The organism is Streptomyces sp. A18 (assembly GCF_059026065.1).
In genome coordinates, this window is the sequence record NZ_JBWLKL010000072.1 from 1 (window position 1) to 23,043 (window position 23,043).

The following is a 23,043-nucleotide window of genomic DNA, read 5'->3' on the forward strand; positions in this document are numbered from 1 at the left end:
GGCCGTCCAACGGCCGCGGGACATCGGAAGGGAACCTCATGAGGCTCAAGCAACTCGGCCGGATCGGTACGGCTGGTGGGCTCACCGTCGCAGCGGTGGGCGCATCGATCGTCTTCACACCGTCCATGGCGTCCGCGGACAGCGCCTGGGAGTGCTACGGCAAGCAGGTCAAGCGCTGCGCGACCGTATGGTGGGACGACGAGGCCGACACATACCGGGCACGGGCGAAGATCACCGACGTCGCCGGCGGCGGCAACTACACGGTCAAGATCAACGACGTGAAGCTCCTGCGCTTCAACGGCACCAGGACGCTGACGGTGAAGTCCGCCAAGGACGACGACGGCTGGCACAGGACCCAAGACCTGGCAGGCACCTCGTCGGTCAACCCGTGCAGGTGGCCGACGAACAGTTTCCAGGTACAGGCGAAGTTCACCTGGAAGAAGCAGGGCGGGACCGCGAGCACCAAGACCTGGCGCCCCGGCATGGGCTGGGGCCACGCCTGCAACTGACCGTGCCCGCTCCGGTTCCCTGCCCGCAGCGAACCGTCGCGCTCACGCTCCGGCCAGGGGCACCTGCCCGCCGCCCCTGCCCGGAGCCCGTACGCACCCATGGAGGACACGGTCATCACCTCCTGATCCGTCGCGCTGTTCGAAGACGATTGCGATGCGTCCCGCCAACACCCGCGGGCTCATGCCATGACCGTTGTCTCGGTCAGGGTCGGCACCGGCCTCCAGCAGCAGCCGGATCGTCGCGCCCTCGCCCTGTGAACAGAACACCGCCCTCCACAACGGCGTATTGCCATGACGATCCGCGGTATTAACCGCCGCACCTGCGGCCAGGAGAACCTCGACAACCGATGGGGCCTGAGCCTGAGCCGCGAAATGCAGCGGCGTCCAGCCCGCATCGTCGACTGCCTCCGCAGCGGCACCTCCGGCCAGGAGAACCCTCAGGCCATCCGCGTCACCACCGGCAGCCGCATAGTGCACCGCCGTCCGCCCCAACCGATCCCGATCCGCCATGCCGACCATCCTCACCCGGCTTGACCAAACAGATAGGGCCCCCCACGGGGCTCGTCTGGGACCTCCACCCCGGCTACGTCCTGCACCCCCAGGACCGCGTGGTCCTGGCCGCCACCCGCCAAGGCTTCGCCGAACTTCTCAGGCCGGGACGACAGAACCCCGCCCGCTTCGCCGGGCGTTAGTCATTCCCGCGGCGTACCCGTGGTGGGCGAACCTCAGAACTCCTGCGTCGGCCAGTCGAGGAGCCGTGCGCCGATCACAGCGGTCTGCAGGGTGTAGCGATGGACCGGGTCGGCTGGGTCGGCGGCGGTGAGCTGGTGGATGCGCTGCAGGCGATAGGTGAAGGCGCGCACGCTCAGTGAGAGTCGACGCGCCGCTTCGGCCGCCACGCACCCGGAGTCGAAGTACGCGGTGAGCGTGTCGATCAGCGGCTGGGCGCCGCCACGGGCCTTGGTCAGTGGGCCGAGGGTGCCGAGCACGAGCTCGGCCATGGCCTGCCGGTCGCGGGTGAGGACGGGGTAGACGAGCAGATCCGCGGCGTGCAGCACGGGCTCGTCGATGTCGAGGCGTTCGGCGAGGTCGAGGGCGTTCAGGGCTTCCTCGTAGGAATGGACCACGCCGCCCGCGCCCTGCTGCGGGCGGCCGATGGCCACGCGGCCACCGCCGGTGGCCGCGAACGCCTGCTTGGCGAAGTACCGCAGCACCTCGTCCTGATCGCCCGGCGCGACGCACACCAGACGTCCGTCCTTGGTGGTGAGGAGAATGCTGCGGTCCCCGAACCGGCCGATCAGCGCCCGCTCCACCTCACGGGGCGCGGGATCGCCCTCTTCGTAAGCGACTGCCCCCTGGGCCACGGCGACGGCGTGTGCGTAGGAGAGCCGCAGTCCGAACCGCTCCGCGCGTTCGGCGAGTAGCCCCAGATCGCTGCGGCCGTACAGCAAGTCATCGATGAACTCGCGCCGAATCGCCTCCTGTTGACGTACGGCCAGCCGCTGGGCCCGCTCGTAGCCTTCCGCGAAGCCGTCGATGGCCTGTTCCACAGCGGCGAGTACGCCATCAAAGGAGGCTGAGTCCGTCGTCGGCCAGTGGGCACGGGTCGCTGCCAGGTGCGCACCCACCAGCGCACGCAGTCCGAAGCCCGCGTCGGCAGCCCGCTCTCCCAGGGCACGGCGCAACTCCAGCTCGTCGCGGGTCAGCCTGCGGCCGGTCTTCGCCGCGTCGGCGAGTACGCGGGCATACCCGTCCAGATATTCCTCGGGTATTTCGCCTGCTGTCATGCCCGCCCCTGATTTCCTGATGCGCTGGTAACGCCTTTCTAGCGCATCGCGTGGCCGCATGTGCCGACCGGCCCGATCACCGGTGCCGGGATACGGCAAGGACTCCGGGCAAGCCGGCTACCGGGTCACCGCCCGCTGCCCGCAACCCCCCTCTGATAGATGTCGGGGATGCCGTCTGCGTCCTCGTCGCGTTCCTCTTCTTCACTCAACCGCTTGTAAATGCGGTTGCGGCGGCGCAGCAGTACGGCGGCGAGGGCAGCTGCGAGCAAGGACCCGACGAGGACGGCGGCCTTGATGTGTTCGGCCTCCCCGGGGTCCGGGAAGGCGAGTTCGCCGATCAGGAGCGCGACGGTGAAGCCGATGCCGGCCAGGGTGGCGAGCCCGAAGACGTCGGCCCAGGCCAGGTCGGGATTGAGTTCGGCGCGGGTGAAGCGTGCGGCGAGGTAGGTGCCGATGAAGATACCGAGGATCTTGCCCGCGACGAGCCCGATGACGACGCCCAGGGGTTCGGGATCGGTGAACACCCTGGTCAGGGCATCACCGGAGACGGTGACGCCCGCTGCGAAGAGTGCGAACAGCGGGACTGCGACACCGGCGGAGACCGGGTGCAGCCGGAGGGTGACACGGGCGGCCGGTGTGGTCTCCTCGCCCTCGTCCCGGACGGTGCGCAGGATGAGGCCCATGGCGACGCCGGCGACGGTGGCGTGTACTCCGGAGTTGTACATCAAACCCCAGATGGCGATGCCCAGCGGTGCGTACCACCACCAGCCGCGTACCCGGAAGCGCTGGAGGAGATAGAAGACGACGAGACCGGCGAACGCCCCGCCCAGCGCCCAGAAGTTGAGATCGGCGGTGAAGAAGATCGCGATGACGAGGATGGCGCCGAGGTCGTCGACGACCGCGAGGGTGAGGAGGAACGCCCGCAGGGCGGACGGCAGATGGGTGCTGATGACAGCGAGGGCCGCAAGGGCGAAGGCGATGTCCGTGGCCATCGGTACGGCCCAGCCGTCGAGGCTTCCGCCACCCACCGTGGCGGTGAGGACGTAGAGGCCGGCAGGTACGACCATGCCGCAGACGGCGGCGATGACGGGCAACGCGGCAGTGGCGGGAGTCCGCAACTCGCCGACGACGAGCTCACGTTTCAGCTCGATTCCGGCGATCAGGAAGAAGATGGCAAGGAGACCGTCCGCTGCCCAGTGGCCGACCGAGAGGTCAAGACCCAGGGCGGCTATCCCGAAGTGGAAGTCGCGTAGACCCGCGTACGCCTCGCTCCACGGGCTGTTGGCCCAGACGAGCGCGACGACGGCAGCACCGAGGAGAACGAGTCCGCCGACCGTCTCCGTACGCAAGGCTTCGGTGACGGTCTGCCGCTCCGTCCACGGCAGCAGACCGAAGAGGGGCTTGCGTGGACGTGGCTGCGTCATGAAAGGGCCTCCGGGGCATATCGACAGCGGGGCACACGGGCCCTCGGACGCCGACCAGACTTCCCGGCACACCAGCGTCGTATCTTGACGCGTTCTTCACACCCTATCGGGTGCCCAGGAGCCTCACCAGGCGTCTCTCACCTGCTGGAACGGAAGAAAAGGGCCCGCCCCACCCGGGCGCGAGGTGGGGGCGGGCCCCTGGGATCCGGGCCGCTGGGGCGGTCAGACGGTGGTCTTCGCCGGCTCCTCGTCCGCGTCGCCGTCGGTGTTCAGGCCCGCGTCGCGCTTGCGGACGAAGGCGAGGAACGAGTCGAGCTCACGCTTGACGACCGGCACCAGGAGGTAGAGGCCGATGATGTTGATGACCGCCAGCATGAACAGCACCGCGTCGGCCATGTCGATCAGCGTCTGGAGCGTCAGCAGCGAGCCGGCGACCGCGAAGACGGTGTAGAGGACCTTGTACGTGGTCTCGCTGGCCCTGCTGCGGCCGAAGAGGTACGTCCACGCCTTGAGGCCGTAGTAGCCCCAGGTGAGCACGGTGGAGATGGCGAAGAGCACCACCGCGACCGTGAGGATGTACGGGAACCAGGGCAGAACCGTGCCGAAGGCGTCGGAGGTGATGGTGACGCCGCCGATGGTCTGGTCCTTGCGAGCTGCGGCATAGCTGGCGGGGTTGGCGACGATGATGGTCAGGGCGGTCATGGTGCAGATGACGACGGTGTCGATGAACGGCTCGAGCAGGGCGACCAGGCCCTCGCTCGCCGGGTGCTTGGTCTTGACGGCCGAGTGGGCGATCGGGGCCGAGCCGAGACCGGCCTCGTTGGAGAAAGCGGCCCGCTTGAAGCCGATGATCAGCGCGCCGAGGATACCGCCGGCGACCCCCTGAGGGTTGAACGCACCCTCGATGATCGCGGAGACCGCGGAGGGCACGGCGGTGACGTTCACGGCGATGACGACGAGACAGGCGGCGATGTAGATGCCCGCCATGGCGGGCACCAGCCTGCTGGTGACGGAGGCGATGGAGCGGATGCCGCCGAGGAGCACGATGCCGACGAGCGCGGCGATCAGGATGCCGAAGAAGAGGGCGCCGGCCGATGAGCCCACGAAGCCGCTCTCCCCGCCCGTGACGGAGACGAGCTGGGCGTAGGACTGGTTGACCTGGAAGAGGTTGCCGCCGAAGAGGCCGAAGAACAGGATCATGAACGAGGCCAGGACCGCGAGTACCTTGCCGAGCGTCTTGCCCTTCTTCCCGAAGCGGGCGGAGAGGCCCTTCGGCAGGTAGTGCATCGGCCCGCCGGAGACGGTGCCGTCAGGATGCACCTCGCGGTACTTCACGCCGAGCGTCACCTCGACGAACTTGGTGGCCATGCCGAGCAGACCGCACAGGATCATCCAGAACGTGGCGCCAGGCCCGCCGATGGAGACAGCGACGGCGACACCGGCGATGTTGCCGAGGCCGACGGTCCCCGAGACGGCTGCGGTCAGCGCCTGGAAGTGATTGACCTCGCCGGCAGAGCCCTCCTCGTCGTACTTCCCGCGCACGACATCGACGGCGAGCCGGAACTTGCGCAGCTGCACGAAGCCGAACCAGCCGGTGAAGACCAGGCCGGCCACGACGAGCCAGGCCACGATCAGCGGCAGTTCCGTACCTCCGACGGGGATGGAGTAGAAGACGATCTCGCCCAGCCAGGTGGCTATGGGCTCGAAGAAGCCGCTGACGGCGTCGTCCACGGACTGAGTGAAGGAATCGAGAGACACGGTGGAAAACCTCGATGGCGCAGGACCGGCGCGCGGGGAGGACTGCGCCAGTGGATGTGCGGGCTTTGAGCGAACGCCGTTGTCCGATCGGCGACCCGAGGGTCGATGTCCGCGGACGCGGAACGTGATCACCTTGGTCGTGCTGCCGGTGCTGCCGACGTTCCGCGGAGGCGACAGGGGTGTCACCACCTGCGGAGTTGCGCATTCCTACCACGCGAACACCCGAACAGAGAGTGGCGCACATCACACGACTAGAGGCGATCCGGTGAAACCCCAGCAAGCGTGACGCGACCGTTATCCGGACAGGCTGTCCGTTCATCGTGCACTTATTTCCGCAGGTCAGGAGCGTAGAACGCTACGCCCATGTCGAGGTCCCACTCGAAACCTCATCGCTGCTGGAGCAAGGCCACCGGGCAGCGGCTCTGGACACCGCCCCGCTGTCCGGCCTGCAGAGCCTGCTCGACCACGCTCAGGACGATGCCGCCTCGGCGGACACCACGCTGGCCGGTCCGGACGGCGGTCTCCGGGCCAACAGCCCGGCCACCTCCGCCCTGCTGGGCACCCCCGCAGGTCAGCGGCCCTGCCGGGCACCCATCCCGCACGCCCGTACGCCGGGATACTCGGCCCCGAGGCGCACTCAGCGGTCCACGCGCTTCTCGTGCGGTCCTGTGTCCGGGGCCTCGCCCATCTCCGCCGCCGCAGGATCGAGTACGCGCGCCAGGAACGTCCGGGTCCGCTCGTGCTGCGGGTCGCCCACCACACGTTCGGGCGTGCCCTCCTCGACGATCACTCCGTCGTCCATGAAGACCACCCGGTCGGCGACCTCGCGCGCGAAGCTCATCTCGTGGGTGACGACCAGCATCGTCATCCCCTCGTGGGCGAGCGAGCGCATCACCGCGAGTACGTCCCCGACCAGTTCGGGGTCGAGCGCGGAGGTCGGCTCGTCGAAGAGCATCAACTCGGGATCCATGGACAGCGCCCGAGCGATCGCGACCCGCTGCTGCTGGCCGCCGGAGAGCTGCGCCGGATAGGACTGCTCCTTGTCGACGAGGCCCACCCGCGCGAGGTTGGCCCGCGCGATGCGCTCCGCCTCCTCCTTGCCGCGCCGCAGTACACGGCGCTGCGCGATGGTCAGGTTCTCCAGCGCCGTGAGGTGCGGGAAGAGGTTGAAGGACTGGAAGACCATGCCGATCCGACGGCGTACGCGATCGATGTCCACATCGGGGTCGGTGACCTCCGTGCCGGCCACCGTCACCATGCCCGACGTGGGCTCCTCCAGGAGATTGACGCAACGCAGCAGGGTCGACTTGCCGGAGCCCGAAGGGCCGATGACACAGACCACGTCACCGCGCCCGACCGTGAGGTCGATGCCCTTGAGCACCTCCAGATCGCCGAACGACTTGCGTAGTTCGCGCACCTCGATCGCCTGGCCCGAAGGTGCGGGCGCGTCGGGTGCCTTGTCCAACTTCATGGGGCTCACCTGGCTTTCGCCGTACGGGCCTCGAGCCGCCGCACCAGATGGCCGAGCGGCAGTGTGATGACGAGATACAGCAGTCCGGCGATCAGGATCGGGGTCAGGCTCTTGTGCTCGTTCAGCGCGTCCCGGCCGAAGTTGGCCAGCTCGAACTGGCCGAGCGAGAGGCCGAGCAGATACACCAGTGAAGAGTCCTTGGTGAGCAGGATCAGCTCATTGGTCAGCGGCGGCAGCACGATCCGGAACGCCTGCGGCATCACGATCGACACCATCGCACGCCCCGGTGACATGCCCAGCGAACGGGCCGCCTCCGTCTGCCCCTTGGGCACCGCCAGGATGCCCGCGCGGATCGTCTCGGCCATATAGGCGGCGCCCACCAGGCCCAGGGACAGCATCACCGTGATGTCCATGTCGAGCGCGACCTCGAAGGCCAGCGGCACACCGAAGCCGAGCGCGATGAACACGAGCAGGGAGGGAACGCCGCGGAAGAACTCGATATAGGCGATCGCGATCCAGCGGTACGGAGGCACCGTGGACAGCCGCATCAGCGCAAGGACGACGCCGAGCCCCAGGCCGAAGCCGAAGCCGAGCAGCGTGTAGTAGGCGGTGTTGACCAGCGCGGTGGTGATCACCTCGGGGAACAGCGCCTTGGCGATCTCCACGTCGAAGAACGCCTGGCGCAGTGTCCCCCAGTCGGCCACCAGGGCGAACACGGCTATGGCGATGAACAGCACGGCGTACTGGACGCCGCGGAACAGCCGTGCCCGCCGCCGTCGAGACATGGGCATACGTGCAGAACTCCTCTGGTCAGCCGTTTGAATGCTTGAGGTCAGCTCTGCGGAGTGGTGCCGAACCACTTCTTGTAGATCTTGTCGTAACTGCCGTCGGTCCGGGCCTCCTTGAGGACCTCGTTGACCTTCGTGCGCAGTGAGTCGTCGCCCGTGCGGAAGCCGATTCCGTACTTCTCACCGGTGTCGAACTCCGCGGTCACCTCGGTGTCCGGGTTGCCCTTGACGTATTCGAAGAGCACGCCGTTGTCATTGATGCCCGCGTCGACTTTGCCTGCCTTGACCGCCGTGAGCAGCAAGCCGACGTCCTCGTACTCCACGAGCTCCATGTCGAGGCCCTTGCTCTCCTTCTTGGCGTAGATGCCGCCGGTGGTGGCCTTCTGGTAGCCGAGCTTCTTGCCCTTGAGGTCCTTGAAGGTCTTGTAGGGCTGCCCCTTCTTGGTGATCAGCGCCTGGGTGGCGTTGAAGTAGGGGTCCGAGAAGTCCATGACCTTGTCGCGCTCGTCAGTGATCGTCATGCCTGCGGCGGCCAGGTCGCACTTGCGGATGTTGAAGTCCTGGCCGGTCTCGATGCCCTCGAAGGGTGTGTTGACGATCTCCTGCTCGACCCCCAGTTCCTTGGCGACCAGGTCGACCAGATCCACGTCGAAGCCGACGATCTTGCCGTCCTTCTTCGACTGGAACGGCGGATAGGGCAGATGCGTGCAGGTCTTGATCTTGCCGGACGAGACGAGCTTGATCCCCGAGGCGCCCTTGTCGCCGTCGCTGTCGGACTTTGTGCTGGTGCAGCCCGTCATCAGCAGGCCGACAACTGTGGCCAGGGCTATGGCAGCCACCGGGGAACGAGCGGACTTCGGGGGACGAGCGGACACAGGACCTCCAGGGCAGGCTCGAACCAGGGCGCGAACGAGATCAACAGCGCTGTGTGCTGCGCAAGTTGCGGTGCATCCTGCCACCGACCAGGGCGCTTGTCCCGCCTTCGGGATTGCGTATGGGTAACACACTCGATCTCCACTGCATCACCGCCCCTGTGTGAGCGGTCACTTGCAATGGGCTTCTTCCAGGAGTCCTGCCGCATGTGCGGTCCGCTGGTACAACACGTAGCGCCCGTCTCTGACCTTGGTGACGAGGCGTGCGCGGTGCAGGGCGCTGAGGTGGTAGGAGACGGTGCCCGGGGTGTATCCGGTTCGGGAGGCGAGTTCCGCGGTGGACCGGGCGGTTTCGAGGTCCGCCAGCAAGGCCGCCCGGGCGTTGCCGACCACTTGCGCGATCCTTCCGGACCTGCGATCCCGGTCGGCTCCGATCCGCTGGGCGGGGTAGTAGAAGACGAATTGCCCGGGGGTGTCGACCTGGATGATGACGGCGGGCCGGCTGAGCACGCTGGGGGTGAGGACCAGGTCCCGGCCTGCGACATCGATTTCGGCATCCCACGGCTTGGTGAGGGTGATCGCGTCGCCTGCCCAGGCCATGTCGGGGTGGAGTGCTTCGAGCGTTTGGCCGACGCCGTGGGTGGCGACGGCTGTCGCGCGGTGGGCGATGTCCTGATGGATGATCGAGCGCAGCTCGGGCCAGCCCTCGGCCAAGGTGTCGCGCCAGAACCGGGCGAGACCGTTGGCGAGACGGCGCTGCATACGCCCCGACTCCGCGATCCGGCGGGTGGTGGCAAGGAGCGGCCTGTTCCAGTGGGTCCGGGTGTGGGTGAAGACCTGGGTTTCGAGGTCGTCCTGCGCTACGGCCTCGATGTGCGCGATCTGCTCGTCGATCAGGTCGCGGCGCTGTGCGTCCGTTCCTGGCTGAGGGGTGAGCAGGTCAGGTCTGTAGGTGTCGCCGTTCTGCGGCAACAGGTCTACGAGCAGGGCAACGTCGGGATGGGCAAGTGATGCTCGGGCGAGTGGTCCAGGATCTCCGAAGACCGGGTGCCGTCCCGACGCGGCGGTGAGTTTCAGCCACGCCATGGATTCCGACGCGGGGGAAGGCGCGAACCGTGTCCTGGACACTGTATTGGCGTCTACACGCAGGGTCAGCACCGCCTCGACGCTAGCAGTCGTCGCGATGGATTTGAACGGGCTCGAATGCTTTCCGGCGTGAGGTCCCCGCGTGGTGGAGTCGTGTTGCCGAACAACGGCAGCAACGTTCACTGCCCGATCGGAGGCGGTCGCCTCCCCCGGCGGTGAGGTTGTGCATCCGGCACTCGAGGAACCTGGGAGTGGTTGTCATGGTGAGCTTGATGGACGCATCGAACGTGAAGAGCCGCACGAGGAAGGTCGGCATGGCCGTGACCGCAGCCGCTTCGATTGCCGGGATGGCCTTCGCGGCGACACCCGCGACCGCCGTCGGCGCCGCTGCCGCCGCCGATGTCTCGATCGAGTACGGGGCGAGCTACTACAAAGGCACGGCCACCTGGTCCAACCGGTCGGTCGGCATCGACGCATCGTTCAAGGCCAGCAATTGCCGGCGGGTCTACGCGCGGGCGTTCGCCGGCAGCACCTCACTGGACTTCAAGAGCAGCAGCACGTGGTGCAATCGATCCGGGCCGGCGGACTTCACCCTTATCGCGGACGTCGTCGGTGGGTCCGACAACATCTGGGTCTACATGACCGATGAAAACGGTAACTACCTCAAGGGACAGACCTGTTACCGCGCCGGCTACTACTGCGTCGCCGGCCTGCACTAGTACGCGACCGCGGTCGGACCACGTAGTCCCCATCCTGGAGATAGTCCCCATCCTGGAGATCGCATGAAGACTCATCTCACCACCGCCCTCGGTTCCCTCGTGCTGACCGCGGGCACCTTGCTGGGCGCTCCCGCCGCCGGCGCGCAGACAGCCCCCTACCCGAGCACCGCTTTCGACGTCACGGTCGGTGCCAGCTCCGTCCGCGGCACCCTGACTTGGCGCGACCAGTCGGTCAGGGCCGCTGGAACACACCGGGCCGTCGGCTGCAACAGGGTGTGGTTCAGCACGTACGGTGCCTCTGGCAATGAACTCGGCATGTGGAGCAGCGGCACCCGGTGCAACGTGACCTACCAGTTCAACGCCGAGCTCTCTGCGGATGCGCCCGGCGGGGCGACGTCCGTCAGGATCTGCCTTGATGCGGCCACGGCACTCAACTGCGAGTGGTACAACCGGCCCTGACCCACCCGACCGGCCGGGCGGGCGCAACCACCCGGCGAATCTCAGGACGGAAAGGTGCTGGCCAAGGCGGCGATTCGCGGCAACTCCGCATATGTATACGAGCCTTGGACGCATAGAACCCTCGGGTCCGGATATGGATTCGCTCAGACCGCGCGGCGCAGGAGGCCAGGAGCCTGAGCCGCGCGGGGCTGTCGCACACGGGCGTGATTCCCCACAACTGAAGGGTTCCTCCACGTGCAATCGGCCCAAGAGTTCGGAGACAATCCCGTCGAAGTACGAGAAACCGGGCACTACACCGAGGAGTACGTCCCCAGCTTCGTCGAGAAATGGGACTCACTCATAGACTGGGAGAAGAGGGCGGAGAGCGAAGGGAATTTCTTTATCGACCTGCTGCGCAAACGAGGCGTGAAAAGTGTCCTCGACGTCGCGACAGGAACCGGTTTTCACTCCGTGCGGCTGCTGCAGGCCGGATTCGAAGCCGTGAGTGCGGACGGCAGCGCGGAAATGCTGGCGATGGCCTTCGAGAACGGCACCAAGCAGGGCGGCCATATCCTGCGCGTCGTCCAGGCGGACTGGCGCTGGCTGAACAGAGACGTCCACGGCGAGTACGACGCCATCGTCTGCCTCGGCAACTCCTTCACGCACCTCTTCTCGGAGCGCGACCGACGGAAGGCACTGGCCGAGTTCTACGCGATGCTCAAGCACGACGGAATCCTCATTCTGGACCAGCGCAATTACGATGCGATTCTGGATGACGGGTACACGAGCAAGCACACGTACTACTACTGCGGCGAGGACGTCACCGTGGAGCCGGAGTACGTCGACGAAGGTTTGTGCCGTATGCGGTACGGATTCCCGGACGAATCCGTGTATCACCTCAACATGTTCCCGCTGCGGAAGGAATACACACGCCGCCTCATGTCCGAGGTCGGTTTCCAGCGCATCGAGACCTACGGCGACTTCCAGCACACCTACCGGGGTGAACAGCCGGACTTCTTCGTGCATGTGGCGGAGAAGGAGTACCGGATGGACGACGAGAAGGAGGCGCGATACGCCGGCGCGGTCAACACCGCCCGCAGTTACTACAACTCGTCCGACGCCGACACTTTCTATGCCACGGTGTGGGGCGGTGAGGACATCCATATCGGCCTCTACGAGCGCTCCGAGGAGCCCATCGCCGATGCCAGCCGCCGCACCGTCCAGCGGATGGCGTCGAAGCTGGAGCTGACGGCGGAGTCCATGGTGCTCGACCTCGGCTCGGGCTACGGCGGTTCGGCCCGCTTCCTGGCCGAGACGTACGGTTGCCGGGTTCTCGCACTCAACCTCAGCGAGGTGGAGAACTGGCGCCACAAGGAGATGAACTCGGCCCGTGGTCTCACCGGCAGGATCGAGGTCGTGGACGGGTCCTTCGAGGACATTCCGCACCCGGATGCCTCAGTCGACGTCGTCTGGTCCCAGGACGCTTTCCTGCACAGCGGAAACCGGGGCCGGGTGCTCGCGGAGATCGCGCGGGTGCTGCGGCCGGGCGGCCACGTCATCTTCACCGACCCGATGGCGGCGGACGGCTGCCCCGCCGGTGTGCTGCAGCCGATTCTCGACCGCATTCACCTGGACGACATGGGTTCGCCCTCCTTCTACGCACGCGAGCTGACCCGGCTCGGATTCACCCCCGTCGACGGCGGTTTCGAGGAGCACCGCGAGCAGTTGGTGACCCACTACGCGCGCGTCCTTGAGGAAACCGGGCGCCAGGAGGCCGAAGGGCTCGCCAGGAAGGTGAGCCACGACTACCTCGCCCAGATGAAGAAGGGCCTGGCTCACTGGGTCGACGGCGGCCGCGACGAGCACATCACCTGGGGCATCTTCCACTTCAGGCTCGGCGGCGGCAGCTAGGGGCTGTCCGGGCCTTGGCCGAAGCCCGGCCGCCCATGACCGGCCCGGCTGGTTTCCTCCAGCCGGGCCGACGCTTGGGTGCAGGGGAGCGTCCTACGCCGCCACTTCCACGGCCACCTCCCCTTTCACGGCGAACTGCGTGCGGTACAGCTCCGCGTACCGCCCTTCCGCAGCGAGCAGCTCCTCGTGCGTCCCGCGCTCCACGATCCGCCCCGCCTCGACGACGAGGATCAGGTCGGCGGAACGCACCGTCGAGAGCCGGTGTGCGATGACGATCGCGGTGCGGCCCTCCAGCGCCTCGGCGAGCGCCTCCTGGACCGCTGCTTCCGAGGTGTTGTCGAGGTGCGCCGTGGCCTCGTCGAGGATGACCACCCGCTGCTGGGCGAGCAGCAGTCGGGCGATGGTCATGCGCTGGCGCTCGCCGCCGGAGAGGCGGTAGCCGCGCTCTCCGACCACGGTGTCCAGGCCGTCGGGGAGGGAACGTACGAGGGCTTCGAGACGCGCCCTGCGCAGGACGTCCCACAGGTCGTCCTCGGTGGCCTCGGGGCGGGCGAGCAGCAGGTTGGCGCGGACCGACTCGTGGAAGAGATGGCCGTCCTGGGTGACCATGCCGAGGGTCTGGCGCATGGACGCCGCCGAGAGGTCGCGGACGTCGACACCGCCGATGCGGACGGCCCCGCCGTCCGTGTCGTACAGCCGCGGGAGCAGTTGCGCGATCGTCGACTTGCCCGCTCCCGATGATCCGACGAGCGCCACGGTCTGGCCGGGCTCGGCACGGAAGGAGAGGCCGTGCAGGACTTCATCGCCGCCTCGGGTGTCGAGGGACGCGACCTCTTCGAGGGAGGCCAGGGAGACCTTCTCGGCGGAGGGGTAGCCGAAGCGGACGTCGTCGAACTCCACCGTCACCGGGCCCGATGGCACCTCGCGTGCGTACGGCTTCTCGTCGATCAGGGGCTTCAGGTCGAGGACCTCGAAGACCCGCTCGAAGCTGACGAGCGCGCTCATGACCTCGACCCGCGCTCCGGCCAGGGACGTCAGCGGAGCGTAGAGGCGGGTGAGGAGCAGGGCGAGGGACACGATCGCGCCCGCTTCCAGGGTGCCGTTCAGGGCGAAGTAGCCGCCGAGGCCGTAGACGAGCGCCAGGGCGAGCGCCGACACCAGCGTGAGCGCCGTGATGAACGTGGACTGTGCCATGGCCGTGCGGACACCGATGTCCCGCACCCGCCTGGCCCGCGTGGCGAACTCCTCCGACTCGGCGCCAGGACGCCCGAAGAGCTTGATGAGCGTGGCGCCCGGAGCGGAGAAACGCTCGGTCATGCGCGTGCCCATCGCTGCGTTGTGGTGCGCGGCCTCGCGCTGGAGCTTGGCCATCCGCGAGCCCATCCGGCGGGCGGGTACGACGAACACCGGCAGGAGGACCAGCGCGAGGAGCGTGATCTGCCAGGAGAGCGTCAGCATCACGGCCAGGGTCAGGAGCAGCGTGACCACGTTGCTGACGACGCCGGAGAGGGTGTTGCTGAACGCGCGCTGCGCGCCGATCACATCGTTGTTGAGGCGGCTGACGAGCGCGCCGGTGCGGGTGCGGGTGAAGAACGCGACGGGCATGCGCTGTACGTGGTCGAAGACGGCTGTCCGCAGGTCGAGGATGAGCCCCTCCCCCAGGTTCGCCGACAGCCAGCGGCCGAGCAGTCCGAAGCCCGCCTCGGCGAGGGCGATGCCTGCGATGAGCAGGGCGTACCGGACGACCAGCGAGGACTCGCCGTCCGAGACGATCGTGTCCACGACGTTGCCCGCCAGGACGGGGGTCGCCACGGCGAGCAGCGCGGTGACGACGCTCAGGAGGACGAAGTAGACGATGCGGCGTTTGTGCGGGCGGGCGAAGGTGCCGATGCGGCGCAAGGTGGCGCGGGCGAAGGGACGGCGGTCCTGCTCGGCGTGCATCACGCTCTGCAGCTGGCTCCAGGCTGTCGTTTCCATGCTCATGAGGAGAACGTAGAACCTCAAGCTGCCTTGAGGTCAAGCTTTCGGGGTACGCCGCCGAAACGAGGCCCCCGCGCGTCCCTGCCACATCCCTTGACCCGCATGTATCAGGAACGTACTTTCGCTTCAACTCTTGTGGCCATCACAGAGGTTGTCGACTTCCTGATGCGAGAAGGCGAACACATGCGAGAGCTACGAAGGCGTACTCTGCTGTCCGCGATCGGCGGCACGGCCGTCGCCGGAGGCGGCCTCACCGCCGCGGGAACCGGGATCGCCCAGGCCGCGCCGCAGCGCCCGAGCCCCCGAAGCGCCACGGATCCGAAGATCAAGCAGCTGCTCGACCGTATGACTGTCGAAGAGAAGCTGGGTCAGCTCCAGCAGCTCCCCTGGGCCGTCAGCACCGGTCCCGGCGGCAGTGAGACCAAGGACGTCGAGGACGCGGCGCGCGCCGGACGGCTCGGTTCGGTCCTGAACATCTTCGGCGCCAGGAGCAGCAACGCCCTGCAGCGCATCGCGGTGGAGGAGTCCCGGCTCGGCATCCCGCTGCTCTTCGGGCTCGACGTCATCCACGGCCTCTGGACGACGTTCCCGATCCCCCTCGCCCAGGCGTCGAGCTTCGACCCGGAGGTCACCCGGCGGGACGCCGAGGTGTCGGCGGAGGAGTCCCGCTCGAACGGCGTGCACTGGACGTTCTCGCCGATGATGGACGTCACGCACGAACCGCGCTGGGGCCGCGTCGCCGAGGGCTGCGGCGAGGACCCGTACCTCACCACGGCGTTCGCCGTGGCCAAGGTGGAGGGCTACCAGGGCAAGCAGGGTTCGGGGCTCGACGCCAAGGACCGCATCGCCGCCTGCGCCAAGCACTTCGTCGCGTACGGCGGGGCCGAGGGCGGCCGGGACTACAACACGGTCGACGTGTCGGAGTCCCGCCTTCGCAACCACTATTTGCCGCCGTTCAAGGCCGCGTTGGACGCGGGCGTGGCCACGGTGATGGCCTCCTTCAACACCGTCAGCGGCGTCCCGGCGCACGGCAACCCCCACGTGCTCACCGACGTGCTGGTCAAGGAGTGGGGCTTCGACGGCTTCGTCGTCAGCGACTGGAACGGCGTCGACGAGCTGATCGCGCACGGCTTCGCCGAGGACGGCGCCGACGCGGCCCGCCTCGCGCTGAACGCCGGCGTCGACATGGAGATGGCGAGCACGGACCTGGCCAAGCACGGCAAGAAGCTGCTGAGCGGCGGCAGGATCAGCGAGAAGCGTCTGGACGAGGCGGTCACGCGGATCCTGCGCCTGAAGTTCGATCTCGGCCTCTTCGAGCATCCCTACGTCGACGAGGGCACCGCCATCGACAAGCCGTCCGCCAAGGCCCGCAAGGCCGCCCGTGAGACCGCCGCCCGCTCGATGGTGCTCCTGAAGAACGACGGCAAGGCGCTGCCGCTCAAGAAGTCGGCCGGGTCGATCGCGGTCGTCGGCCCGTTCGGCGACTCCGACGACCTGCTCGGCACGTGGACGTTCCCCGGCGCGACGAAGAGCTTCCCCTCGGGCAAGATCCTCGCCGCGGTCAAGGCAGCGGCCCCCGGGGCGAAGGTGACGTACGCGAAGGGCGTGGACCCCGAGGGCACGGACACCGGCGGCATCCCGGACGCGGTCGCCGCGGCCAAGAACGCGGACGTCACCGTGATCGTGGTCGGCGAGCCACCAGCGATGAGCGGTGAGGCGGCGGCGCGCAGCGACATCAGCCTGCCGGGCGGGCAGGAGAAGCTGATCGAGGCGATCGCGGCGACGGGCAAGCCGTTCGTGGTGGTCCTGGTCAACGGGCGCCCGCTGACCATCGGCGGCTGGCTGAAGTCGGCGCCCGCCGTGCTCGAAGCCTGGCACCCGGGGCTCGAAGCGGGCAACGCGATCGCCGATGTGCTCTTCGGCAAGGTCAATCCGGGCGGCAAGCTGCCCGTGTCGTTCCCGCGCACGGTCGGCCAGATCCCCGTCCACTACAACCACGAGTCGACGGGCCGCCCCTACAGCGCGGACAACAAGTACACGTCCAAGTACCTCGACCTGCCCCCGGACCCGCAGTTCGCCTTCGGCCACGGGCTCTCCTACACGAAGTTCGAGATCGGCGGACCGAAGCTGAGCCGCGACCGGGTGTCGGCCGGTGCGCTGCGCAAGGGCGACACTCTGGAAGTCTCGGTCACCGTCCGCAACACCGGCGACCGCATGGGCGACGAGGTCGTCCAGCTGTACGTCCACGACATCGCGGCGAGCATCGCGCAGCCGGTGCGCAAGCTGCGCGGGTTCCGCCGGGTGACGCTGGAGCCGGGCAGGTCGAGGGTCGTCCGCTTCCAGCTCGGCGCCGATGACTTCGGGTTCTGGACGAACGCGGAGAGCGGCGAGTTCCGTGTCGAGGAAGGGGCCGTGGACATCTACGTGGGCAACAGCTCCGAGGCCGAGGCGAAGAAGAGGCTGACGATCACGTAGCGGCAGCTCTGCGGAGAGGTGGGCCGGGCCCGGTGGGCCCGGCCCCGCAGTCAGCCGAGTTCGAGTGTGGTCACACCGAAGATCCGCTCCTCGGCCAGGTCCCGCACCGGTCCTGTGTACATGCGGGCGGTCTCGAACGTGGGCTTCATGCCGCGCGTCTCCGCCAGGGCGACGGCATGCGGCTGGGACTCGGGGACGTCGATGACGACGGGCACGCCGTCCGTCTCCGCCGTCAGCGCGTCGAAGAGCTCCTCCGCGTCGGCGCGCGTATCGGCGAACAACGGCCCGACGCGCAGGGCGCCCTGGGCCGGGCGGAGCACGCCGTATCCGGTGACGCGGCCGTCGACGATGCGGGCGAGGGCGCGGTGCCCGGGAGCGGTGAGCCAGGATTCCAGGAAGCGCGGGCGGTCGGCGGGGTAGCTCGTGGCGTCGTACGCGGTGATCGCCCGCAGGCCGGCGGCCTCGACCGGCAGGATCTGTGCGGATCTTGGGCCGCCGCCGGGCACGGGGCCCGCGTACCGGATGGTGCGATGGGCGAACTCGAAGCCCGAGCGGCGATAGTTGTCCTGCTGGGCGACCACGCCGTCCAGGCCGACGGTGCGGGTCCCGGCGTGGGCGAGGCCCGTACGCCAGGTGGCGAGACCGTGGCCGCGGCCGCGCAGGTCGGGGCGGACGAGGTAGAAACCGAGGAAGGCGTACACCTCGTCGTAGTTCACGACCGAGATCGCGGAGACCGGCTCACCGTCGATGCGGCCGATGAAGAATCCCTCGGGGTCCTGCGCGAAGAAGGACGGGCCGTCGCGCAGCCCCGGGTTCCAGCCCTCGTCCGCCGCCCATCCGCTGACGACCTGCCAGTCGTCGAGCGTCGCCCGCGAGATGGCGAGCCGCCCAGGGGCCGAATCCGTCATCGCTGCACCCTTCGTACGCCGGAGCGGACCGTCCCACCCCCGTTCCCGACTCCTCCCCCCGCCACCCGAGTCATAAGCGCTCTTCAGGGGTGCTTGGCTCCGTGCTCCGGTATGGGGATGGTTCGGGGGCTTGACGGGCTCGACGGGCTCGACATCAGAGGGGCCGGTTTCTCCTGGGTCGTGGTCGGATAGGCGGCGTACATCGACTGAGCTTCGGGAGGCAGGATGTTCGTCCCGTTCGGGGCCCTTGATTTTCTGGACCGCGCCACGACCGTATACGGGGACCGGGTCGGCATCGTCGACGAACCCGATCAGCCGGCAGAGTCCTGGCAGGAGCTCACCTATCGGCGCGTGGGTGAGCTCGCGCGGGCGCAGGCAGCCGGTCTCGACGCGCTGGGGGTGCCGCACGGCGCACGGGTGGCGGTGGTCTCGCCCAACAGCGCGCGGCTCCTGACGTCGTTCTTCGGCGTCAGCGGCCACGGCCGGGTCCTCGTGCCGGTCAACTTCCGGCTCTCGGCGGACGAGGTGAGCTACATCGTCGCCCAGTCGGGGGCGAGCGTGCTGCTCGTCGACCCCGAACTGGAGGACCGCCTCTCGGACGTGACCTGCAAGCACCGCTTCACCCTTGGGGCGCAGGCCGACGCGGAGCTGTACCGGTTCGACACCGAGCCCGAGCCCTGGGAGCACGACGAGAACGCCACCGCGACCATCAACTTCACCAGCGGAACGACCGCGCGCCCCAAGGGCGTTCAGATCACGCACCGCAACATCTGGGTGAACGCCCTGACGTTCGCGCTGCACGCCGGGGTCACCGACCGGGACGTCTATCTGCACACGCTGCCGATGTTCCACGCGAACGGCTGGGGCATGCCGTTCGCGATGTCGGGCATGGGCGCGCGCCAGATCGTGTTGCGCAAGGTGGACGGCGCGGAGATCCTGCGCCGCGTGGCCGAGCACGGGGTTACGGTCATGTGCGCGGCACCCGCGGTGGTCAACGCGGTCCTCGCCGCCGCGCGTTCGTGGGACGGGGAGATCCCCGGCCGGGACCAGGTACGCATCATCGTCGCGGGAGCTCCGCCGCCCACCAAGACCATCGAGCAGGTCGAGTCCGAGCTGGGCTGGGAGTTCATCCAGCTCTACGGCCTCACCGAGACCTCTCCTTTGCTCACCATCAACCGCACCCGCGCCGAGTGGGACGACTTCACGTCGCAGCAGCGCGCGGAGAAGCTGGTCCAGGCCGGGGCCCCGGCCCTGGGCGTCACGCTGCGCACGACGGACGAGGGCGAGATCCTCGCCCGCTCGAACGTGGTCCTGGAGGGGTACTGGGAGCAGCCGGATGAGACCGCGCGGGCGCTGGAAGGCGGCTGGTTCCACACGGGCGACGGCGGGTCGATCGGCGCGGACGGCCATCTGACGATCAGTGACCGCAAGAAGGACGTCATCATCACCGGCGGTGAGAACGTGTCCTCGATCGAGGTGGAGGACGTGCTGTTCAGCCATGCCGCGGTCGCCGAGGTCGCGGTCATCGGGGTGCCGGACGAGAAGTGGGGCGAGACCATCAAGGCGCTGGTCGTCCTCGCCCCCGGCGCGCAGGCCACGGAAGCGGAACTCATCCGGCACTGCAAGGAGCACCTCGCCGGCTACAAGGCGCCGACGTCGGTGGAGTTCCGCGCCGAACTGGCCCGCACGGCCACCGGAAAGCTCCAGAAGTACAAGCTGCGCGGACCCTATTGGGAAGGACGCGAGCGGGGCGTCAACTAGCCCGATCGCCCGACGCCGGAAGGCAGGGGCCGAAAGGAACTACCAGTCGGTGCTCGTGTGCGTCTCGCAGAGCTCGAAGACGGCCTCCCCGGTCTCCGGATCGGACCCGGCCACGGGCCGCACACGCGCGCCGACCCACACGAGGTGCGGCGAGGCGCCCACGACCCGGCAGCGGAACACGAACCCTTCGGGGAAGCGGACGAGGGACTCGTTGCGTGCGGTCCCCGTATAGCGGTTGACCACGCTGGACTGGACGACGACGCCTTCGCCGTCGCTGCGCTCGGCCACCAGATCGCTGGAGGCGCACACCGGACACAGCATGCGCCGGAAGGACGCGGTGTTGCACCATCGGCAGCGCCGGTAGATCAGGCCGGTTCGCTCGTGCTCTGTCGGCGCGACGCTCAATTCCTGCTGGGACACGTCTCGACCCCCTGCATTCGGCTCGGATGCGCCGCGCTCGGCGTCGACGCATCCGCACCATATGGCACTGAGTGCCAGCAGGTAAAGGTACTGAGTGCTACTTCCTCGGTCACTCCTGGCCGAGGGCGGACTCGACGCGCTGCACCACGCGCCACATGGGGGCGCGCTTCGAGACCACCATGACGACGACCTCGTCATCGACGCGTCCGGATTCCTCCCCGTTCGCGGCGCCGCTCCCCCACCCGTTCCGCACGAGCCCGAGCGCGTGGTCCACCGCGGCCTCGGCGTCGCCGTCCCCGCCCGAACGCAGCCAGGAACGCAGGGCGTTGTTGTGCGCGGCGACCACGGCGGCGGCGATCACCTCGGCACGCAGGGAGCCGTCCTCGGCATCGGCGTAGCGGCCGCGGAGGTAGCCGGCCATGGTGCGTTCGTAGCGACGCACCACAGAGAGTTCATACGTACGAAGGCCGGGGACCTCCTGCGTGAGGCGGTAGCGCTGCACCGAGAACTCGGGGTTCGTGGCGTACATGCGCAGCACGATCCGGGCCGCGTCACACACCGCGTCCACGGGATCGGCGCCGTCCGCCGCTTCGAGGAAGGCCGTCATGTCGGCCAGGCAGCTCTCGTGGTCGGGGAAGACCGCGTCCTCTTTGGACGGGAAGTACCGGAAGAAGGAGCGCCGCCCGACCCCGGCCCGCGCCACGATGTCGTCCACCGTGGTCTGCTCGAAGCCCCGCTCCAGGAACAGCTGGAACGCCGCCTTGGCGAGCACTTCCCGCATGGGGGCCTTCTTCGCTGGTCCGCGCGCCTCAGTCATGCGGGGAACGTAGCACCGTGAAGGCCTATCTGGCACTACGTACCTTTACAGGGGGTACTGAGTGCCATACCGTCGTCGTAACGAACCACACCAGGTAGGAGAGCCGGCGTGAGCTTGAGGATCGTTGTCACCGTGAAGTACGTGCCTGACGCCACCGGCGACCGGCATTTCGCCGATGACCTGACCGTCGACCGGGATGACGTCGATGGCCTGCTGTCGGAGCTGGACGAGTATGCGGTCGAGCAGGCGCTGCAGATCGCGGATGAGGCGGATGACGCGGAGATCACCGTGTTGACGGTGGGTCCGGAGGATGCCAAGGACGCGCTGCGCAAGGCGTTGTCGATGGGTGCCGACAAGGCGATCCATGTCGAGGACGAGGACCTGCACGGTACCGACATCATCGGTACGTCGCTGGTGCTGGCGAAGGCGATCGAGAAGGCGGGCTATGACCTGGTGATCTCGGGTATGGCGTCCACGGACGGCACGGCCGGTGTGGTGCCCGCGCTGCTGGCCGAGCGTCTGGGTGTCCCGCAGGTCACGCTGCTCTCCGAGGTCTCCGTCCAGGACGGTGTGGTCACGGGCCGCCGTGACGGTGACGCCGCCTCCGAGCAGCTGGAGGCCTCGCTGCCTGCCGTGGTGTCGGTCACCGACCAGTCGGGTGAGGCGCGTTACCCGTCCTTCAAGGGCATCATGGCCGCCAAGAAGAAGCCGGTGCAGGCCTGGGACCTCTCCGACCTCGACCTGGAGGCCGGGGACGTGGGCCTGGAGGGTGCCTGGACGAAGGTCGAATCGGCCACCGAGCGTCCCGCGCGCAGTGCGGGCACGATCGTCAAGGACGAGGGCGAGGGCGGCAAGCAGCTCGCCGAGTTCCTCGCGGGCCAGAAGTTCATCTGAGCTTCCACCGCCCCCTGAAATCCGCCCCACTTCTTCGTAACTGCAGGAGATTGAAGTCCCATGGCTGAAGTTCTGGTCTACGTCGACCACGTGGACGGTGCCGTCCGCAAGCCCACCCTGGAGCTGCTCACGCTGGCTCGCCGTATCGGCGAGCCCGTAGCCGTCGCGCTTGGCAACGGCGCCGCCGACACCGCTGCCGCGCTCGCCGAGCACGGCGCGGTCAAGGTCCTCACCGCTGATGCTGCCGAGTTCGCCGACTACCTGGTCGTGCCGAAGGTGGACGCGCTTGAGGCCGCCTGCGACGCGGTGTCCCCGGCCGCGGTGCTGGTGCCCTCGTCCGCGGAGGGCAAGGAGATCGCGGCGCGTCTGGCGGTGCGTATCAAGTCGGGCATCATCACCGACGCCGTGGACCTGGAGGCCTCCGACGAGGGCCCGGTCGCCACGCAGTCCGCGTTCGCCGCGTCCTACTCGACCAAGTCGCGTGTCTCCACGGGCACTCCGGTCATCACGGTCAAGCCCAACAGTGCCGCGGTGGAGGCTGCGCCGGCCGCCGGGACCGTCGAGGCGCTGGCCGTCTCCTTCTCGGAGCAGGCCACCGGCACCAAAGTGACCGGGCGTACGCCGCGTGAGTCGACCGGGCGTCCGGAGCTGACCGAGGCCGCGATCGTGGTCTCCGGCGGGCGCGGGGTGAACGGGGCGGAGAACTTCCACCTCATCGAGTCCCTCGCCGACTCCCTCGGTGCGGCCGTGGGCGCCTCGCGCGCGGCGGTGGACGCGGGCTGGTACCCGCACTCCAACCAGGTCGGCCAGACCGGCAAGAGTGTCTCGCCGCAGCTGTACATCGCCTCTGGTATTTCGGGTGCGATCCAGCACCGGGCGGGCATGCAGACCTCCAAGACGATCGTGGCGATCAACAAGGACGCCGAGGCCCCGATCTTCGACCTCGTCGACTACGGCGTCGTCGGCGACCTCTTCGACGTCGTCCCCGCCCTCACCGAAGAGGTCAACACCCGCAAGGGCTGAGC

At 68.2% G+C, this 23,043-nt stretch carries 21 protein-coding genes; 9 read left to right on the forward strand and 12 right to left on the reverse strand.

Going from position 1 to position 23,043, the window contains the following annotated elements; all coding sequences use genetic code 11:
- Positions 1–509, forward strand: a 509-nt coding sequence (locus tag AC5P1C_RS41965) for a hypothetical protein (protein WP_493871274.1), incomplete at its 5' end; no start/stop codon positions are given.
- Between the two features lie 42 nt (positions 510–551).
- Here the strand turns inward: AC5P1C_RS41965 and AC5P1C_RS41970 are convergent.
- Positions 552–1,028 (reverse strand): ankyrin repeat domain-containing protein, encoded by a 477-nt coding sequence (locus tag AC5P1C_RS41970; RefSeq protein WP_493871275.1) that lies wholly within the window; start codon positions 1,026–1,028, stop codon positions 552–554.
- A gap of 11 nt (positions 1,029–1,039) precedes the next feature.
- Between AC5P1C_RS41970 and AC5P1C_RS41975 the strand changes: the two genes are divergently transcribed.
- A complete protein-coding gene (locus tag AC5P1C_RS41975) occupies positions 1,040–1,201 on the forward strand; it encodes a hypothetical protein (protein ID WP_493871276.1) in 162 nt (53 codons plus the stop codon).
- Between the two features lie 33 nt (positions 1,202–1,234).
- Here the strand turns inward: AC5P1C_RS41975 and AC5P1C_RS41980 are convergent, their stop codons facing one another.
- From AC5P1C_RS41980 to AC5P1C_RS42010, 7 genes are all read right to left on the reverse strand, one after another.
- Positions 1,235–2,296 (reverse strand): PucR family transcriptional regulator, encoded by a 1,062-nt coding sequence (locus AC5P1C_RS41980; RefSeq protein WP_493871277.1) that lies wholly within the window; start codon positions 2,294–2,296, stop codon positions 1,235–1,237.
- Positions 2,297–2,421: 125 nt separating this feature from the next.
- Positions 2,422–3,720 carry a Na+/H+ antiporter NhaA gene (gene nhaA / locus AC5P1C_RS41985; RefSeq protein ID WP_493871278.1) on the reverse strand — a complete coding sequence of 433 codons (1,299 nt, stop codon included), beginning with the start codon at positions 3,718–3,720 and terminating at the stop codon, positions 2,422–2,424.
- A gap of 222 nt (positions 3,721–3,942) precedes the next feature.
- A complete protein-coding gene (locus AC5P1C_RS41990; protein WP_493871279.1) occupies positions 3,943–5,478 on the reverse strand; it encodes an alanine/glycine:cation symporter family protein in 1,536 nt (511 codons plus the stop codon).
- Positions 5,479–6,115: 637 nt separating this feature from the next.
- The gene (locus AC5P1C_RS41995; protein WP_493871280.1) at positions 6,116–6,949 is read right to left on the reverse strand and encodes an amino acid ABC transporter ATP-binding protein; all 834 of its coding nucleotides are present in this window, start codon (positions 6,947–6,949) and stop codon (positions 6,116–6,118) included.
- 5 nt (positions 6,950–6,954) lie between these two features.
- The gene (locus AC5P1C_RS42000; RefSeq protein ID WP_493871281.1) at positions 6,955–7,740 is read right to left on the reverse strand and encodes an amino acid ABC transporter permease; all 786 of its coding nucleotides are present in this window, start codon (positions 7,738–7,740) and stop codon (positions 6,955–6,957) included.
- Positions 7,741–7,781: 41 nt separating this feature from the next.
- Positions 7,782–8,537 (reverse strand): ABC transporter substrate-binding protein, encoded by a 756-nt coding sequence (locus AC5P1C_RS42005; RefSeq protein WP_493871293.1) that lies wholly within the window; start codon positions 8,535–8,537, stop codon positions 7,782–7,784.
- 243 nt (positions 8,538–8,780) lie between these two features.
- A complete protein-coding gene (locus AC5P1C_RS42010) occupies positions 8,781–9,695 on the reverse strand; it encodes a helix-turn-helix domain-containing protein (RefSeq protein ID WP_493871282.1) in 915 nt (304 codons plus the stop codon).
- A gap of 272 nt (positions 9,696–9,967) precedes the next feature.
- Between AC5P1C_RS42010 and AC5P1C_RS42015 the strand changes: the two genes are divergently transcribed.
- From AC5P1C_RS42015 to AC5P1C_RS42025, 3 genes are all read left to right on the forward strand, one after another.
- A complete protein-coding gene (locus tag AC5P1C_RS42015) occupies positions 9,968–10,414 on the forward strand; it encodes a hypothetical protein (protein WP_493871283.1) in 447 nt (148 codons plus the stop codon).
- Positions 10,415–10,477: 63 nt separating this feature from the next.
- The gene (locus AC5P1C_RS42020; RefSeq protein WP_493871284.1) at positions 10,478–10,873 is read left to right on the forward strand and encodes a hypothetical protein; all 396 of its coding nucleotides are present in this window, start codon (positions 10,478–10,480) and stop codon (positions 10,871–10,873) included.
- 234 nt (positions 10,874–11,107) lie between these two features.
- Entirely contained in the window at positions 11,108–12,763 is a 1,656-nt protein-coding gene (locus AC5P1C_RS42025; protein ID WP_493871285.1) for a glycine/sarcosine N-methyltransferase, read from the forward strand.
- Positions 12,764–12,856: 93 nt separating this feature from the next.
- Here the strand turns inward: AC5P1C_RS42025 and AC5P1C_RS42030 are convergent, their stop codons facing one another.
- Positions 12,857–14,746, reverse strand: a complete 1,890-nt coding sequence (locus AC5P1C_RS42030) for an ABC transporter ATP-binding protein (RefSeq protein WP_493871286.1) — start codon at positions 14,744–14,746, stop codon at positions 12,857–12,859.
- A 342-nt stretch (positions 14,747–15,088) separates the two neighbouring features.
- Here AC5P1C_RS42030 and AC5P1C_RS42035 point away from each other — a divergent pair, with 342 nt between their 5' ends.
- Positions 15,089–17,218, forward strand: coding sequence for a glycoside hydrolase family 3 N-terminal domain-containing protein (locus AC5P1C_RS42035; protein WP_493871294.1), 2,130 nt, complete (start codon positions 15,089–15,091; stop codon positions 17,216–17,218).
- Positions 17,219–17,268: 50 nt separating this feature from the next.
- On the opposite strand, the gene AC5P1C_RS42040 is transcribed toward AC5P1C_RS42035, so the two are convergent.
- Positions 17,269–18,126, reverse strand: a complete 858-nt coding sequence (locus tag AC5P1C_RS42040) for a GNAT family N-acetyltransferase (RefSeq protein WP_493871287.1) — start codon at positions 18,124–18,126, stop codon at positions 17,269–17,271.
- Positions 18,127–18,351: 225 nt separating this feature from the next.
- Here AC5P1C_RS42040 and AC5P1C_RS42045 point away from each other — a divergent pair, with 225 nt between their 5' ends.
- On the forward strand, positions 18,352–19,887 hold the full coding sequence (locus AC5P1C_RS42045) for an AMP-binding protein (protein ID WP_493871288.1): 1,536 nt from the start codon (positions 18,352–18,354) through the stop codon (positions 19,885–19,887).
- A gap of 39 nt (positions 19,888–19,926) precedes the next feature.
- Here AC5P1C_RS42045 and AC5P1C_RS42050 read toward each other — a convergent pair whose 3' ends face one another.
- Positions 19,927–20,307 carry a Zn-ribbon domain-containing OB-fold protein gene (locus AC5P1C_RS42050; RefSeq protein ID WP_493871289.1) on the reverse strand — a complete coding sequence of 127 codons (381 nt, stop codon included), beginning with the start codon at positions 20,305–20,307 and terminating at the stop codon, positions 19,927–19,929.
- Positions 20,308–20,416: 109 nt separating this feature from the next.
- Positions 20,417–21,124, reverse strand: coding sequence for a TetR family transcriptional regulator (locus tag AC5P1C_RS42055; protein WP_493871290.1), 708 nt, complete (start codon positions 21,122–21,124; stop codon positions 20,417–20,419).
- Between the two features lie 108 nt (positions 21,125–21,232).
- On the opposite strand from AC5P1C_RS42055, the gene AC5P1C_RS42060 reads away from it, so the two are divergent.
- Together AC5P1C_RS42060 and AC5P1C_RS42065 are read left to right on the forward strand one after the other, a co-directional pair.
- Positions 21,233–22,018: an electron transfer flavoprotein subunit beta/FixA family protein gene (locus tag AC5P1C_RS42060; RefSeq protein WP_493871291.1), complete on the forward strand. Its 786-nt coding sequence runs from the start codon at positions 21,233–21,235 to the stop codon at positions 22,016–22,018.
- 60 nt (positions 22,019–22,078) lie between these two features.
- On the forward strand, positions 22,079–23,041 hold the full coding sequence (locus AC5P1C_RS42065; protein ID WP_493871292.1) for an electron transfer flavoprotein subunit alpha/FixB family protein: 963 nt from the start codon (positions 22,079–22,081) through the stop codon (positions 23,039–23,041).
- Positions 23,042–23,043: the final 2 nt, after the last annotated feature.